This window comes from Marinobacter zhanjiangensis (genome assembly GCF_014651935.1).
Classification (GTDB): domain Bacteria; phylum Pseudomonadota; class Gammaproteobacteria; order Pseudomonadales; family Oleiphilaceae; genus Marinobacter; species Marinobacter zhanjiangensis.
Map to the genome: position 1 here is coordinate 162299 of NZ_BMXV01000005.1, position 15094 is coordinate 177392.

General features: G+C 61.9%; 13 protein-coding genes. 12 read left to right on the forward strand and 1 reads right to left on the reverse strand.

Translation table 11 applies throughout. The features are described from left to right. Positions 1 to 2: 2 nt before the first annotated feature. A complete protein-coding gene (orn, locus tag IE079_RS11790) occupies positions 3 to 551 on the forward strand; it encodes an oligoribonuclease (RefSeq protein WP_189576655.1) in 549 nt (182 codons plus the stop codon). Here orn and queG read toward each other — a convergent pair. Then, complete coding sequence (gene queG / locus IE079_RS11795) at positions 548 to 1606, reverse strand: tRNA epoxyqueuosine(34) reductase QueG (protein ID WP_189576657.1); 1059 nt, start codon at positions 1604 to 1606, stop codon at positions 548 to 550. The genes orn and queG overlap by 4 nt on opposite strands. 135 nt (positions 1607 to 1741) lie before the next feature. Between queG and IE079_RS11800 the strand changes: the two genes are divergently transcribed. The 11 genes from IE079_RS11800 to IE079_RS11850 all read left to right on the forward strand — a co-directional run bounded on the left by IE079_RS11800 (position 1742) and on the right by IE079_RS11850 (position 15056). Next, positions 1742 to 3307, forward strand: a complete 1566-nt coding sequence (locus IE079_RS11800) for an NAD(P)H-hydrate dehydratase (RefSeq protein WP_189576659.1) — start codon at positions 1742 to 1744, stop codon at positions 3305 to 3307. Continuing rightward, positions 3300 to 3833, forward strand: coding sequence for a tRNA (adenosine(37)-N6)-threonylcarbamoyltransferase complex ATPase subunit type 1 TsaE (gene tsaE / locus IE079_RS11805; protein WP_189576661.1), 534 nt, complete (start codon positions 3300 to 3302; stop codon positions 3831 to 3833). The genes IE079_RS11800 and tsaE overlap by 8 nt, the downstream gene beginning before the upstream one ends. A gap of 58 nt (positions 3834 to 3891) precedes the next feature. Beyond that, a complete protein-coding gene (locus tag IE079_RS11810) occupies positions 3892 to 5196 on the forward strand; it encodes an N-acetylmuramoyl-L-alanine amidase (RefSeq protein ID WP_308427769.1) in 1305 nt (434 codons plus the stop codon). Positions 5197 to 5305: 109 nt separating this feature from the next. Continuing rightward, positions 5306 to 7237, forward strand: a complete 1932-nt coding sequence (gene mutL, locus IE079_RS11815; RefSeq protein WP_189576665.1) for a DNA mismatch repair endonuclease MutL — start codon at positions 5306 to 5308, stop codon at positions 7235 to 7237. After that, complete coding sequence (gene miaA, locus IE079_RS11820) at positions 7237 to 8256, forward strand: tRNA (adenosine(37)-N6)-dimethylallyltransferase MiaA (RefSeq protein ID WP_189576667.1); 1020 nt, start codon at positions 7237 to 7239, stop codon at positions 8254 to 8256. The genes mutL and miaA overlap by 1 nt, the downstream gene beginning before the upstream one ends. A gap of 147 nt (positions 8257 to 8403) precedes the next feature. Continuing rightward, complete coding sequence (gene hfq / locus IE079_RS11825; protein ID WP_189576669.1) at positions 8404 to 8655, forward strand: RNA chaperone Hfq; 252 nt, start codon at positions 8404 to 8406, stop codon at positions 8653 to 8655. 98 nt (positions 8656 to 8753) lie between these two features. After that, entirely contained in the window at positions 8754 to 10049 is a 1296-nt protein-coding gene (gene hflX, locus IE079_RS11830; protein ID WP_189576671.1) for a ribosome rescue GTPase HflX, read from the forward strand. Positions 10050 to 10194: 145 nt separating this feature from the next. Further along, positions 10195 to 11406: an FtsH protease activity modulator HflK gene (gene hflK, locus IE079_RS11835; protein WP_189576673.1), complete on the forward strand. Its 1212-nt coding sequence runs from the start codon at positions 10195 to 10197 to the stop codon at positions 11404 to 11406. 2 nt (positions 11407 to 11408) lie between these two features. Continuing rightward, positions 11409 to 12290, forward strand: coding sequence for a protease modulator HflC (gene hflC / locus IE079_RS11840; protein WP_189576675.1), 882 nt, complete (start codon positions 11409 to 11411; stop codon positions 12288 to 12290). Between the two features lie 194 nt (positions 12291 to 12484). After that, positions 12485 to 13675, forward strand: a complete 1191-nt coding sequence (locus IE079_RS11845; protein ID WP_189576676.1) for an ATP phosphoribosyltransferase regulatory subunit — start codon at positions 12485 to 12487, stop codon at positions 13673 to 13675. 85 nt (positions 13676 to 13760) lie between these two features. Further along, positions 13761 to 15056 carry an adenylosuccinate synthase gene (locus IE079_RS11850; protein ID WP_189576677.1) on the forward strand — a complete coding sequence of 432 codons (1296 nt, stop codon included), beginning with the start codon at positions 13761 to 13763 and terminating at the stop codon, positions 15054 to 15056. Positions 15057 to 15094: the final 38 nt, after the last annotated feature.

Sequence of the window (15094 nt, forward strand, 5' to 3'; positions counted from 1 at the left end):
CCATGGCAGATACGGATAACACTCGCCTGGTCTGGATCGATCTGGAGATGACGGGGCTGGATCCGGAGAAGGAGCGGATCATCGAGATCGCGACCATCGTGACGAACTCGGACCTGAAGGTGATCGCGGAGGGGCCGGTGCTGGCGGTCCATCAGTCGGATGAGGTGCTGGATGCCATGGATGAGTGGTGCACCACGACCCACGGCGACAGTGGCCTCACCCGGCGGGTGAAGGAGAGCCCGATTACGGAATCTGCGGCAGAGGAGCAGACGCTGAATTTCCTGGCCCGGCATCTCGAGCCGGGCAAGTCGCCGTTGTGTGGCAACAGTATCGGGCAGGACCGGCGGTTTCTGGTGAAGTATATGCCGCTTCTGGAGGGTTTTTTCCACTACCGGAATCTGGATGTGAGCACCATCAAGGAGCTGGCGCGGCGCTGGCGGCCGGATGTGCTGGAGGGCGTGAAGAAGAAGGGCACGCACCTGGCCCTGGATGATATCCGGGATTCCATTGCTGAGCTTCAGCATTATCGGGAGACGTTTTTTAAGCTCTAGACTGTCTCTCCATGTCTTTTTAGCGCCCACTGCACGTGCTCCCTGACCAGCTCTGACGGGTGATCGGCCCGTCTTTTTAACGCCTCGATGACCGGGATCGTCGAGGGCGCATTCCCCAGCCCCACCGCCAGGTTTCTCAGCCAGCCTTCATAACCGGTTCGCCGTATCGCCGATCCTTCGGTGCGCTTCAGAAACTCCTCTTCCGTCCACATGAACAGCTCGGCCAGGGTGCTGTTGTCCAGGTCGTTCCGTGGGTGGAAGTCGTCCTCTTGGGTGGGCTTGCTGAAACGGTTCCAGGGGCAGACCAGCTGGCAGTCGTCGCAGCCGAATACCCGGTTGCCCATCAGCGGGCGCAGTTCTTCCGGGATGGAGCCTTTCAGTTCGATGGTCAGGTAGCTGATGCATCGGCGGGCGTCGAGCACGTAGGGGCCGGCAAAGGCGTTGGTGGGGCAGGTATCGAGGCATGCGCTGCAGGTGCCGCAGTGGTCCTTCTCGAAGGATTCGGTGACCGGCAGCGGGGCGTTGGTGAAGATTTCCCCCAGGAAGAAATACGAGCCTGCCTTTGGTGTCAGCAGCAGGGTATTCTTGCCGATCCAGCCCAGTCCCGCCCGTTGCGCCAGGGCCTTTTCCATGACCGGGGCGCTGTCGGTAAAGGCGCGGTAGTTGTAGCCTTCCAGTTCCCCGTCGATGGCTTTGGCCAGCTTTGTCAGGCGCTTGCGGATCAGTTTGTGGTAGTCCCGTCCCAGGGCATAGCGGGTAACGTAGGCTTTTTCGGTGTCCTGCAGCACCGCCTGCGGGTTGTCCGGTGACCAGCGGTAGTCCATGCGCACCGAGATGATGCGCTCGGTGCCAGGCACCAGTGAGGTGGGGGTGTAGCGTTTGTCGCCGTGGTCACCCATCCAGGCCATCTCGCCCTGCATGCCGGCATCCAGCCACTGCTGTAGCCGCTCGGCATGCACGCCGGTATCGGGGCGGGTAATGCCGACGTCGCTGAAGCCCAGTTCCTGCGCCCATTGGCGGATTCTGGATGGAAAATCTTTAAGTGCAGAGGTCATGGATTGGCGCTACTATTGATCAAAGTATGGCCTGTGCGAGAATTTTGCTACGCTGAACAGGTATCTGGCCTGAACAGTTAAACTGAATTCTTGAACAGGTACTGAATTCCTGAACAGGTAATGGTCCGGGCATCTATGCTGACATCCGATAGCTTAACAGAATCACTTTTCACTGCAGACGGGGTGCGGGCGCTGGACCGCTTTCTGATTGATGACTGCGGTGTCGACGGGTATGGCCTGATGCAGAAGGCGGCCCGCGCGGCTTTCCGTCAGGTACTGCGCCACTGGCCGTCAGCGGAGCACGTGGTGGTGCTGTGTGGCGCGGGCAACAATGGCGGTGACGGTTACCTGGTGGCCCTTAATGCCCTGCGCCATGGCCTCAAGGTCACCTGTGTGGCGGTGGCCGACCCGGAGAAGTTGTCAGGCGATGCCCGCAAGGCCTGGCGGGATGCCGGTGAAGCCGGTGTGGCCATGGCTCACTGGGCGGACCTGGGCGACAGTGAGAAATCCGGCCTTGCTGACAGGGGTGTGGTTCTGGTGGACGCGATGCTGGGCACCGGTGCCCGGGGGCGTCCGCGCCCGCCGGTTGATGAGGTGATCGCGTGGGTGAATGGCAGTGGCGCCGCAGTGCTGGCGGTGGATGTGCCGTCCGGTCTCGATGCCAGCCTGGGCACGGTTGCAGGCGACGCCGTTCAGGCGGATGTTACCGCCACGTTTATTGGCAACAAGCTGGGCCTGATGACGGGCAGGGGGCCGCATTATGCCGGTCAGGTCGCCTACGAGACCCTGGGGGCGGAGCAGGAGATTGACGGCTGCGATGCCGAACCGGTGGCGACCCTGGCCACCTGGTCCAGTCGCAAGGGATCCCTGCCGGTGCCGTCTCTGGCGGCCCACAAGGGGGATTTCGGCCATGTGCTGGTTGTTGCCGGTGATCTTGGTCTTGGCGGCGCCGGCCTGCTGGCGGCGGAAGCGGCCGCCCGCAGTGGTGCCGGGCTGGTGACTCTGGCAACGCGTCCGGAACACGTGCCGTCGGCGCTGGCGCGATGCCCGTCGCTGATGGCGCGGGGCGTGGAGCATGGCAATGAGCTGGGCTCATTGCTGGAAAAGGCAGACGTGGTGGTTTGTGGTCCGGGTATCGGCCAGGGCGCCTGGGGGCAGCAGATGCTGCAACAGGTGCTGGCCGCCGGCAAACCAAGGCTGCTGGATGCCGATGCACTGAACCTGCTGTCCACGCAGGCACCGGTGGTCGCCGATGATCAGGTGATGACGCCGCACCCGGGCGAGGCTGCACGTCTGCTGGACTGTTCTGTAGCCGACGTGGAAGCTGATCGTCTGGCGGCGGTTCAGGCGCTTCAGCAACGTTATGGTGGTGTCGTCCTGCTCAAGGGCGCCGGCACGCTGGTGGCGGCCCCGGGCCAGCTGCCGGTGCTGATTGGCGGCGCCAATCCGGGTATGGCCACCGGTGGTATGGGAGATGTGCTGTCCGGTATCGCCGGCGGGTTTATGGCGCAGGCTGTCAAAAGCGATGCCATGGCGCTTCCCGGCGGCGTGATCAATGCGGCGACCCTGCACCTTGCGGCGGCGAACGTGGCGTCACGGCGTCTGGGGTACCGGGCCCTGTTGCCACAGGATGTGATGGACGCCATGGCCCCCGTGCTGATGTCGGCGGAGTCGGGCCAGACGGGGAGTGGTGATGACTGAGCGGGTTCTGTGGCTGGCGGACGAGAGTGCCACGGTAAACACAGGTAAAACGCTTGCAAATGCGCTGAAATCAGTGCCTTCCGGGCCGGGGATTGTTATATTTCTTCATGGCACGCTGGGAGCGGGCAAAACCACGCTCAGCCGGGGCCTGATTCAGGGCCTCGGTCACCAGGGGGCGGTCAAGAGTCCGACCTATACGCTGGTGGAACCCTACGAGCAGCTTGAGCCGGCCATCTGGCACTTTGACCTTTACCGGCTGGGTGACCCTGAAGAGCTGGAGTTCATGGGTATCCGGGATTATCTGACGCCCGGCAACGTGTGCCTGGTGGAATGGCCGGAACGGGGCGCGGGCATATTGCCCGGGCCTGACCTTGATCTGACCCTGACCCCGGAGGGAGACGGGCGGTCGCTGGTCATTGAGCCCCGCACGGCTGTCGGTCAGGTGCTGCTCGACCGGATGCAGGAACAGAATGGCTTTGCGGCTGATGGTCAGCCGCTGCCAGAAGACAGGACGGACCAGGATTGAGGGCCCGCATATGATAATAACAGTCAGGGATTTTCTGCGGCTTCTGATGGTGGTCGTTATGACGTTGAGTCCGGCCGTGGGCATCGCCGCTACCAAGGTGGAAGGCGCCCGAATATGGCCGGCACCGGATCATACACGGCTGGTGTTCGATACCCGGTCACAGGTGAAGCACACCATTTTTTCCCTGGAAAACCCGTCGCGGCTGGTGATCGACCTGCAGGACGCCAGCCTGGCTGCCAACCTCGACCAGCTGGATCTCAGTGACAGCCCGGTCAAACGGATCCGCAGCGCCCCCCGTAACGGCAATGACCTGCGGGTGGTGCTGGACCTGGAAAAGGATATCAAGCCCCGCAGCTTTCTGCTGGAACCCAATCAACAGTACGGGCACCGCCTGGTGGTGGACCTGATACAGGAAGACCGGGAATCCCTCGACAATCTCAACCGGCCCATTGTTCGTGACCAGAGTGACAGCAAGCGTGACATCATTGTTGTGATCGATGCCGGGCACGGTGGTGAAGACCCCGGTGCCATCGGGCCGGCCGGTACCCGCGAGAAGGACGTGGTGCTGGCCATGGCGCGCGAGCTGGAACGGCTGATCGACAGCAAGCCCGGTTACGAGGCACGGCTGACCCGTACCGGTGACTATTACATTGATCTTCGCCGCCGGATCCTGCTGGCCCGCAAACACAAGGCGGATCTCTTTGTATCGGTGCATGCGGATGCCTTCCGCAGCCCGCAGCCCCGCGGTGCATCGGTGTTTGCCCTGTCGCAGCGGGGCGCCACCAGTGAAACCGCACGCTGGCTGGCCCGCAGCGAGAACCGTTCCGACCTGATCGGTGGCGAGGGCGGTGTGACCCTTGGTGACAAGGACGATGTTCTGGCCGGTGTGCTGCTGGACCTGTCCATGACGGCCAGCATCAATGCCAGCGTGGGCGTGGGTGGCTTCATCCTGAACGAGCTCGGTGGCGTCACCCGGCTGCATAAACAGGGTGTGGAGCAGGCGTCCTTTGTGGTGCTGAAGTCACCGGACATCCCCTCGATTCTGGTGGAGGCCGGCTTTATTTCCAACCCAAGGGAGGAGCGTAACCTGGCCAGCTCGGACCACCAGCGCAAGGTATCCCGGGCGGTGTTCGAAGGTATTGATGCCTATTTCAACAATGTGCCACCCCCCGGCACGCTGCTGGCCTGGCAGAAGCGTCAGCAGGGCGGGGGCGCGGCCGGCGAATATCGTATCCGCCGTGGCGACACGCTCTCGGCGGTCGCCCGCCGCAATCAGGTTTCCGTGGAAGCGCTCAAGCAGGTCAACGGTCTTACCGACGACGTGGTCATGGTGGGCCAGACACTGCAGATACCCAGTTCCTGAACCGGGTGGTGATCATCAGTTTCGTCAGCTGATGGTCACAGCCTGACCCTCATGGAATCTGTTATCATCCGGAGCTGACACTTACTGAACTCCGGAGACAGATACGTCCATGCCTTCCATCAAGCTGCTGTCCCCCCGGCTGGCCAACCAGATTGCCGCCGGGGAGGTGGTTGAACGCCCGGCCTCGGTCCTCAAGGAACTGCTTGAAAACGCCCTGGATGCCGGTGCCAGACGCGTTGACGTGGACATCGAGCAGGGCGGTGCACGGCTGCTCCGGGTGCGCGACGACGGCGTCGGTATTCCCGAGACGGAGTTGCCCCTGGCCCTGAGCCGGCACGCGACCAGCAAGATTGCCACGCTGGACGATCTGGAAGCCGTAGCGTCGCTGGGGTTCCGGGGTGAGGCGCTGGCAAGTATCAGCTCCGTGTCGCGCCTGACCCTGACCTCCCGTACCGAAGAGCAGGAAGCCGCCAGCCGGGTGGAGGTGGAAGGCCGTGACATGGACGCCAGGGTATCTCCGGCCGCCCATCCGGTGGGCACCACGGTGGAAGTGCGGGACCTGTTCTTCAACACCCCGGCCCGCCGCAAGTTCCTGCGTACCGAGAAAACCGAATTCGGTCACGTAGAGGAGGTGCTGCGACGCCAGGCCCTGGGCCGTTTCGATACCGGCTTTACCCTGCGCCACAACCAGAAGGTGGTGCACAGCCTGCGTCCGGCAGAGACAGAGCTGGACCACGAGCGCCGGGTCGGCTCGCTCTGCGGTCAGAAGTTTATCGACAATGCCGTGGTGATCGATGCCGAGGCCACCGGGCTACGGCTGCGGGGCTGGGTGGCGTTGCCCACTTTTTCCCGCAGCCAGGCCGACCTGCAATATTTCTTCGTCAACGGCCGGGTCATCCGTGACCGGCTGGTGGCCCACGCGGTTCGCCAGGCCTACCGCGACGTGCTCTACAATAACCGGCATCCCGCCTTTGTGCTCTACCTGGATCTGGATCCGGCCAATGTGGATGTCAATGTCCACCCCACCAAGCATGAAGTACGCTTCCGCGATGGCCGGCTGGTGCATGACTTTATCTTCCGCACCCTGCATCGGGCGCTCGCGGATGTGCGCCCGGATGACCACTTTCGCGGCGCCGTGGCCCAGTCACTGGGGCGTGAAGGGGGAGACCCCGGAATGCAGCCGGCCGCGATGCCGGGAGGACAGCCCGCAGGCATCCCCGGTGGTTCCGCCGGGGCTCCTGCGTCGGGTGGTTATGGCGGTTATCAGGGCAACGGCCCCGCCCAGTCGTCGCCCTGGGCGGCCCGGGACCAGATGGCGTTCTACCAGTCTCTCAGCGAGGGTGGTGGCCCTGCTCATGCCGACGCTTCGGCCCCGGTTGCCGAACCCCGTCCCTATCCACAGACCCGGCCCACTCCCGCCATGGGCGCTTCCGCCGCGGTGGAGGGAGAAAACGGAGAGCCACCGCTGGGTTACGCCATTGCCCAGCTGCACGGCATCTACATTCTGGCCCAGAGCCGCCAGGGCATGATTATCGTGGATATGCATGCGGCCCACGAGCGGATCACCTACGAGCGCATGAAACGGGCACTGGACGCCGAAGACCTTACCAGTCAGCCCCTGCTGGTGCCGGTCTCGGTAGCGGTCAGCCAGAAGGAAGCCGGCCTGGCAGAGGATTACGCCGGGGAGCTGGCCACGCTGGGCCTGGTGGTGGAGCGGATCGGGCCGGAGACCCTGGCAGTGCGCCAGTTGCCCGCCCTGCTGCGTGGGGCGGATGCCGAGCAATTGCTGCGGGACGTGCTGGCGGACCTGATCGCCAATGGCAGCAGTGACCGGGTCGAGGCTCAGACCCATGAGCTGCTGGGCACCATGGCCTGTCATGGCTCGGTGCGGGCCAACCGGCAGTTGACCATACCGGAGATGAACGCCCTGTTGCGGGATATGGAAGCCACCGAGCGCAGCGGCCAGTGCAACCATGGCCGTCCCACCTGGACGCTGGTCACACTGCCGGAACTGGACAAGCTGTTCCTGCGGGGGCGCTGATGGCCGGGACAGAAGGGCAGCTGCCCCTGGCCATACTGCTCATGGGGCCGACGGCGTCCGGCAAGACGGACCTGGCCATCGAGCTGTGCCAGCGGCTGCCCTGCGACATTATCAGTGTGGACTCCGCGATGATCTACCGGGGCATGGATATCGGCACCGCCAAGCCTTCGGCGGAGGAGCTGGCAAAGGCGCCTCACCGGCTGATCGATATCTGTGACCCTGCGGAAACATACTCCGCCGCCGACTTCCGCCGCGATGCCCTGCACGAGATGGCGAAGATTGCCCGGGCCGGTCGTATTCCACTGCTGGTCGGCGGCACCATGATGTACTACAAGGCCCTGCTGCAGGGCATGGGTGACCTGCCACCGGCGGACCCGGCGGTGCGCCGGCGTCTGGAAGCGGAAGCCGCGGAACTGGGCCATGACGAGTTGCACCGTCGGCTGAGCAGCGTTGACCCGGTAGCCGCCGGGCTGATCCATGCCAATAACCGGCAGCGTCTGCTGCGCGCCCTGGAAGTGTTCGAACTGACCGGTCGCCCTATCTCGTCATTCTGGCGGGATGAAGAAAATATCAAGGATTACCCGTATTCAACGAAATGGCAGGCAGACGACGATCACCAGCTGCCGTATACTGTTGCCCAGTTCGCACTGTCGCCAGTGCAGCGGCACCAGCTTCATGAGCGCATAGGTGTCCGCTTCCGGGCCATGCTCGAACAGGGCTTTGTGGACGAAGTGAGAGGTCTCATGGCCCGGGGCGATCTGTCGCCCGACATGCCTTCCATGCGATGTGTGGGTTACCGGCAGGTATGGTCATGGCTCGCCGGTGAGGGTGACTACACCGACATGGTGGACAAGGGCATTGCCGCCACCCGTCAACTGGCCAAGCGCCAGCTGACCTGGTTGAGAAAGTGGCGGAATGTGACCTGGCTCGATACCGGTGCCGGGCAAAATACCGCCATTGCCTTGAAAAAAATAGAATCTCGCTCCACATTGAGTTCGGGGTCCCGAAGATCCTTGTAGAAAGGCTGTTCCGGAGCTTCGCCGGGAACTCCGCTGGAGGGATCCGGTCTCGATTGGTCGCTGGCCCTGCGTTGATTAACGTCGGCGGCTTTTGTGGCTGCTAAACAATGACGATCTGCTTTATCAGAAAAAAACAGGAGAAATAACATGTCAAAAGGGCACTCTCTACAAGACCCTTACCTCAACCAGCTGCGCAAGGAGCGTATCCCGGTATCCATCTTTCTGGTGAACGGTATCAAGCTGCAGGGCCAGGTAGAGTCATTTGACCAGTTCGTGATTCTGCTGAAGAACACCGTCAGCCAGATGGTGTACAAGCACGCCATTTCCACCGTTGTGCCGGCGCGGAACGTCCGCGTCCCCCAGCAGAACCCGGCTGGTGAGGATGAAACAGAAGAGTGACAGACCCCTGGGCTTGTCGGAAAACCCGCACAGTCTGTGCCAGTTTACTGGTCCGGGCTGTGCGGGTTTTTGCATTGCAATGACTGGAGAAAGACTGATTGTTTGAACGTCCTGATGTCGGCGAACGAGCGGTGCTCGTTCACATCGAATTCAGCTCCCGCGGCAGCGAGGCCGAAGACCTGGGGGAATTCCGCGAGCTTGTGACCTCCGCTGGCGTGGAGCCAGTGGCGGAAGTCACCGGCTCCCGCAACCAGCCCAGCCCGCGCCTGTTCGTGGGTGAGGGCAAGCTCGAGGAAATCGGCGATGTGGCCCGGGCCTGCGAAGCGGATGTGGTACTGTTCAACCATGCCCTGAGCCCGAGCCAGGAGCGTAATGTCGAGCGGGAGCTGAAATGCCGCGTGCTGGACCGCACCGGTGTGATTCTGGATATCTTTGCCCAGCGGGCTCGTACCCATGAGGGCAAGCTTCAGGTAGAGCTGGCCCAGCTGGACCATATGGCCACTCGCCTGGTTCGGGGCTGGACGCACCTCGAACGCCAGAAAGGGGGTATTGGTCTGCGCGGCCCGGGTGAGACCCAGCTGGAAACCGACCGCCGCCTGCTGCGGGAGCGCATCAAGGCGATCCACAAGCGGCTGGAAAAGGTCCGTCGCCAGCGGGACCAGGGGCGTCGGGCGCGCAAGCGTGCCGATATCCCCACGGTATCCCTGGTGGGTTATACCAACGCCGGCAAATCCACCCTGTTCAATCACATCACCGAATCCGGGGTCTATGCGGCGGACCAGTTGTTTGCCACCCTGGATCCGACGCTGCGGCGGCTGGAACTTCCGGATATCGGACCTGTCGTTATAGCGGACACGGTAGGGTTCATCCGGCACCTGCCGCACAAGCTGGTGGAGGCTTTCCGGGCGACCCTGGAGGAAACCACGCTGGCCTCCCTGTTGCTGCATGTGGTGGACTGCCACGACGAGCGCCGGGAAGAGAACATGGAGCAGGTGGATTCTGTGCTCCATGAAATCGGCGCCGATGAGGTTCCGGTGCTGCAGGTGTTCAACAAGATTGACCTGCTTGACGACTTTGAGCCGAGGGTGGAACGTAACGAGACGGGTGAGCCGGTCCGGGTGTGGGTGTCTGCCCACACCGGTGCAGGGATGGAACTGCTTTTTGATGCCATTGTCGAACGGCTGGCAGAGGATCTGCTCCACCAGTGCGTGGTGCTCGGGCCGGAGGACGGCAAGCTGCGGGCACTGTTGCACGAGGTAGGTTCTGTCATTGGCGAGGAATACCGCGATAATGGCGATGTGGTGGTGGAAGTGCGTCTGCAGAGCCGGGACTGGTACCAGTTGCTCAGCCGTGCCGGTCTGCCCGCGGAGCAGGTCAGGGTGGACGCCCCCTGACCGCTGTGCCCTGGCCTGAGGGGCATGGCGGGCTCTGACAGTCGATCAACTGGTGTTAAGGCACACCAGCTATTGCCGGGGCCCGTATAAATCCCTAGTATTTGCACCCATTCGTAACGCTTTAAACGTATAGACGGAGAGATTTATGGCCTGGAATGAACCGGGTGGAAATCGCAACGACAATGACCCCTGGGGTACCGGTGGCGGTCGTGGCGGCAAGGACCAGGGTCCGCCGGACCTGGATGAGGCGCTGAAAAAAGGGCTCGACAAGCTCAACCGCATGCTCGGAGGCAAGGGCGGCAAACGTTCCGGTGGTTCCGGCGGCTCAGGTGGCAGCATGGGGGGTGGTGCCGGGCTGGCCGCCGTGTTCGCTCTGGGTGCCATCATTGTGGTGGGTTATGTGGTATTCCAGTCCTTCTACACTGTCGACGAGCAGGAACGGGCCGTTGTTCTCCGCTTTGGCGAGTATCACCGAACCGAGAACCCGGGCCTTCAGTTCAAGATGCCGCTGATCGAGTCTGTCTTCAAGGTGGGCGTGACCAACGTGCGTACCGCCGACTCCCAGGGCCAGATGCTGACCCAGGACGAAAATCTGGTGTCGGTTGACCTTCAGGTTCAGTACCGCGTCTCGGACGCTCAGGCCTATGTGCTCAACGTCAGGGATTCGAATCAGGCCCTGTCGTTCGCCACCGACAGTGCGCTGCGCCATGAGGTTGCCAGCACGACACTGGATCAGGTGCTGACAGAAGGACGGGCCCAGTTGGCGATCGAGGTTGAACAGCGCCTGCAAAGTTTCATGGCAGACTATGCAACCGGGCTACAGATTGTCCAGGTGAATGTGGAGAGTACCCAGCCACCAGAGGCTGTACAGGAAGCATTTCGGGAGGTCCAGCGTGCCAGAGAGGATGAGCAGCGCTTCAAGGAAGAAGCCGAAACCTATCGCAATCGAGTTGTTCCGGAGGCCCGGGGTCGTGCCCAGCGGATGCTGGAAGAAGCCATGGCCTACAAGGAACAGGTCATCGAGCGGGCGAAGGGTGAAACCTCCCGTTTCCTGGCCTTGCTTGGGGTATACGGCAATGCGCCGGAAGTAACGCGTGACCGCATGTACATTCAGACCATGGAAGAGGTCTACAGCAATGTCAGCAAAGTGCTGATTGATACGGAAGGCAGCGGCAACATGATGTATCTGCCTCTGGACCAGATACTGAAGCAGAGGCAGCAAAGTTCGCAGGATTCGGCTTCCGATGACAGCAGTCAACGCCGGGATGAGCAGAGCCTGGAGGCCCTGACTGACCGTGTGATCGATGAGCTCAGGCAACGACAGGCTCTGAGTAATGACAGCAGGACGGGGAGATAAGTATGGGTTCCAAGTCAATCGCCGGTCTGGCGGGAGCTTTAATCGTTATCCTGCTGGTTCTCTCAAGCGTATTCATCATTCCTGAGACACACCGGGGCGTGGTGCTTCGGTTCGGGGAGTTGATTGAGACAGATATTGAGGCGGGCCTTCACTTCAAGGTCCCGGTAGTGGACGAGGTCAGAAAGTTCGATGTGCGTCTGCTGACCACCGATCTGCCTGCCAAGCAGTATCTGACCATTGAGAAAAAGCCGCTGGATGTCGATTCCTATGTCGCCTGGCATATTCAGGATGTCGATCAGTACTATCGCGCTACCGGAGGGGATGAGCTGCGGGCGGAATCCCTGTTGCTCTCCCGTATCGACAATGGGCTGCGGGACGAATTCGGTGTCCGGACCATGTATGAGGTGGTTTCCGGTGAGCGGGATGAATTGATGTCGATGCTGCAGTCTCAGGTCAATGAGCGCGTCCGGGAAGCGTTCGGTATCGAAGTGGTTGATATCCGGATCAAGGCAATTGAACTGCCCCAGTCTGTGCGGGAAAATGTATTCCGTCGCATGGCGACAGAGCGCGAGAAGCTCGCCCAGGAATATCGGTCCCGGGGCCGGGAGTTGGCTGAAGGCATTCGTGCAGACGCGGATCGGCAGCGTACCGTGGTGTTGGCCGAGGCTTTCGCCAAGGCAGAAGAGTTGCGAGGCGAGGGTGATGGTCAGGCGGCCGAAACCTACGCCGAAGCCTATTCATCGAATGGTGAATTCTATAGCTTCTATCGCAGTCTCGAGGCTTATCGTAAAACCTTTGCCAACAAGGATGATCTGATGGTAATCGACTCTGACAGCAAATTTCTTAAATACCTGGAAGAGCCGGTGAATACCGCGACACCATAGTTCCCTGAATTTCTTCAGACGGAACCACCAGCCAGCAACCAACGGTCCTTGCACCTGAGGTTGCTGGTTTTTTTGGGGCCTGCAAAAGTGTAGAATCCTTCGGGTTTGGGTAAATACCGGTGACCGCCAATGCCCGTGCCCGGAACTTCCGGATTCCCCAGCCCACCCTGAATTCAGCAGAAGGTAAACAGGTTATGACGGTTTCTGACCGCTGGCTACTCCCGGATGGTGTCGAGGATATTCTGCCGCCACTGGCGGGCCAGATTGAGTCCCTGCGCCGGGAAGTGATGGATACCTGCCAGCGCTGGGGTTACCAGCTGGTGATTCCGCCGCTGATTGAATACCTGGAGTCCCTGTTTACCGGCACCGGCCATGACCTGGCCCTGCAGACTTTCAAGCTGACTGATCAGCTCACCGGACGCATGATGGGTGTTCGTGCCGACATGACGCCCCAGGCGGCCCGCATCGATGCCCACACCCTGCACCAGGAAGGCATTACCCGTCTTTGCTATGCCGGCCATGTGCTCCATGCCCGGCCCCAGCACATGCTGACCGGGCGTACGCCGATCCAGGCCGGTTGCGAGCTGTTCGGCAGTGCCTCGGAAGAGGCCGATCTGGAAGTCATCCGGCTGATGCTGGAGGCCCTGCGAGTGGCAGGCATCAATGAGGTACATCTGGATCTCGCCCACGTGGCCATTTACCAGTCGCTGATCGAGGCGGCGGAGTTTGACGAGCAGACCGAGGCGGCGATTTTCGATGCCATGGCCCGCAAGTCGATTCCCGAGCTGGACCAGTTGCTGGGCGATTGTCCGCCCGGGTCACCCGGCGCTCTGCTGCGGGAGCTGGCGCGGGTCAGTGGTGGCCGTGATGCCCTGAAGAAGGCGCGCAAAGCAATGGCCGGCGCCCCGAAGACGGTTCTCAGGGCACTGGATCAGCTGCAGCGGGTGTCGGACTATCTGAAGGTCAGCCACCCGGATCTGAAGCTCGGTTTCGATTTCTGCGAGTTGCGTGGCTACAACTACCATACCGGGCTGGTATTCGCGGTCTATGTGCCCGGCTACGGTGACGCGGTGGGCAAGGGCGGCCGTTACGACGCCATCGGCCAGGATTTTGGCCGCGCCCGGCCGGCCACCGGCTTCAGTCTGGATGTCAGGGCGCTGGTCGCCCTGGGGCGCCATCAGGCCCCACGGGCCGCCGCGGCCATCTGGGCGCCGGCGGATCCTGACCCTGCGTTGGGCGCCACCATCGCGGGCCTGCGCATGACGGAAACCGTCGTGCGGGCGCTGCCGGAGGATGTCAGCGTTAACCCCGCAGAGCGGGGCTGTGACCGGATCCTGGTCAAGCGTGGCGGCCAATGGGTTGTTGAACACATCGGGGCGTGCTGAGCCGGGCGAACGCCCGGTTCACCGATACGCCTGCATTCATTTTTGACAGTGGCCGGTCCCTGGCCGGATGGTATGAGAGATTGTCATGGGAAAGAACGTCGTAGTGCTGGGCACCCAATGGGGTGACGAAGGCAAGGGCAAGATTGTCGATCTGCTGACCGACCAGGTAGCGGCCGTGGTGCGTTTTCAGGGTGGTCACAACGCCGGCCATACCCTGGTGATCGAAGGCAAGAAAACCGCACTGCACCTGATTCCCTCGGGCATCCTGCGCAAGCATGTCCAGTGCCTGATCGGCAACGGCGTGGTGTTGTCCCCGGACGCCCTGCTCAAGGAAGTCCGTGAGCTGGAGGCAAATGGCGTGGCAGTCAGGGACCGCCTGCGTATCAGCTATGCCTGCCCTTTGATCCTGCCCACTCACGTGCGTATCGACCAGGCCCGTGAACGCGCCCGGGGTAACGACAAGATCGGCACCACCGGCCGGGGGATCGGCCCGGCCTACGAAGACAAGGTGTCCCGCCGTGGCCTGCGTCTGGGGGATCTGCACAACCCCGAGGCGTTCGAACAGAAGCTGCGGGAAATCATGCAGTACCACAACTTCGTGCTGACCGAGTACTTCAGGGAAGAGCCTGAGGACGTGGACCAGGCCCTCGCCACCCTGAAGCAGATGGGCGAGGAAATTCTGCCCATGGCGGCGGACGTCACCGATCTGCTGCACGACTACCGCAAGCGCGGCGAGAACATCCTGTTTGAAGGGGCGCAGGGGTCACTGCTGGATATCGATCTGGGCACCTACCCCTATGTGACGTCATCCAATACCACCGCAGGCGGCACAGCGACCGGTACCGGCTTTGGTCCGTTGTTCCTGGACTATGTGCTGGGCATCACCAAGGCCTATACCACCCGCGTAGGCTCGGGGCCCTTCCCCACGGAGCTGTTCGATGACATGGGCCAGCACCTGGCCGTCAAAGGCAACGAGATCGGCACCACTACCGGCCGGTCCCGCCGCTGTGGATGGTTTGATGCCGTGGCCCTGCGCCATGCCATCCAGATCAACAGTGTGTCGGGTATCTGCCTGACCAAGCTGGATGTACTCGATGGTATGGAAACGGTCAAGGTATGTGTGGGCTACAAGACTCCGGACGGCAAGATGAATCGTCCACCGATCAACATCGAGGAGTACGGCCTGATCGAACCGGTCTTCGAGGAACTGCCCGGCTGGAGCGAAAGCACCGTTGGTCTTACGTCTGTTGACCAGCTGCCTGCCAATGCCCGCGCCTATATCCATTTCCTGGAAGAGCAGATCGAGGCGCCCATCGACATCATCTCCACCGGTCCGGACCGGGTGGAAACCATCACCATGCGCCACCCGTTCGGCGTCTGATCCTTTAACCAGGCTCTATTGATCGTCAAAAGCCCCTG

Bases quoted from the DNA above. Each gene is read 5' to 3' on its own strand.
- orn (WP_189576655.1), top strand. From the start codon at position 3: ATGGCAGATACGGATAACACTCGCCTGGTCTGGATCGATCTGGAGATG.
- queG (WP_189576657.1), bottom strand. From the start codon at position 1,606: ATGACCTCTGCACTTAAAGATTTTCCATCCAGAATCCGCCAATGGGCG.
- IE079_RS11800 (WP_189576659.1), top strand. From the start codon at position 1,742: ATGCTGACATCCGATAGCTTAACAGAATCACTTTTCACTGCAGACGGG.
- tsaE (WP_189576661.1), top strand. From the start codon at position 3,300: ATGACTGAGCGGGTTCTGTGGCTGGCGGACGAGAGTGCCACGGTAAAC.
- IE079_RS11810 (WP_308427769.1), top strand. From the start codon at position 3,892: ATGACGTTGAGTCCGGCCGTGGGCATCGCCGCTACCAAGGTGGAAGGC.
- mutL (WP_189576665.1), top strand. From the start codon at position 5,306: ATGCCTTCCATCAAGCTGCTGTCCCCCCGGCTGGCCAACCAGATTGCC.
- miaA (WP_189576667.1), top strand. From the start codon at position 7,237: ATGGCCGGGACAGAAGGGCAGCTGCCCCTGGCCATACTGCTCATGGGG.
- hfq (WP_189576669.1), top strand. From the start codon at position 8,404: ATGTCAAAAGGGCACTCTCTACAAGACCCTTACCTCAACCAGCTGCGC.
- hflK (WP_189576673.1), top strand. From the start codon at position 10,195: ATGGCCTGGAATGAACCGGGTGGAAATCGCAACGACAATGACCCCTGG.
- hflC (WP_189576675.1), top strand. From the start codon at position 11,409: ATGGGTTCCAAGTCAATCGCCGGTCTGGCGGGAGCTTTAATCGTTATC.
- IE079_RS11845 (WP_189576676.1), top strand. From the start codon at position 12,485: ATGACGGTTTCTGACCGCTGGCTACTCCCGGATGGTGTCGAGGATATT.
- IE079_RS11850 (WP_189576677.1), top strand. From the start codon at position 13,761: ATGGGAAAGAACGTCGTAGTGCTGGGCACCCAATGGGGTGACGAAGGC.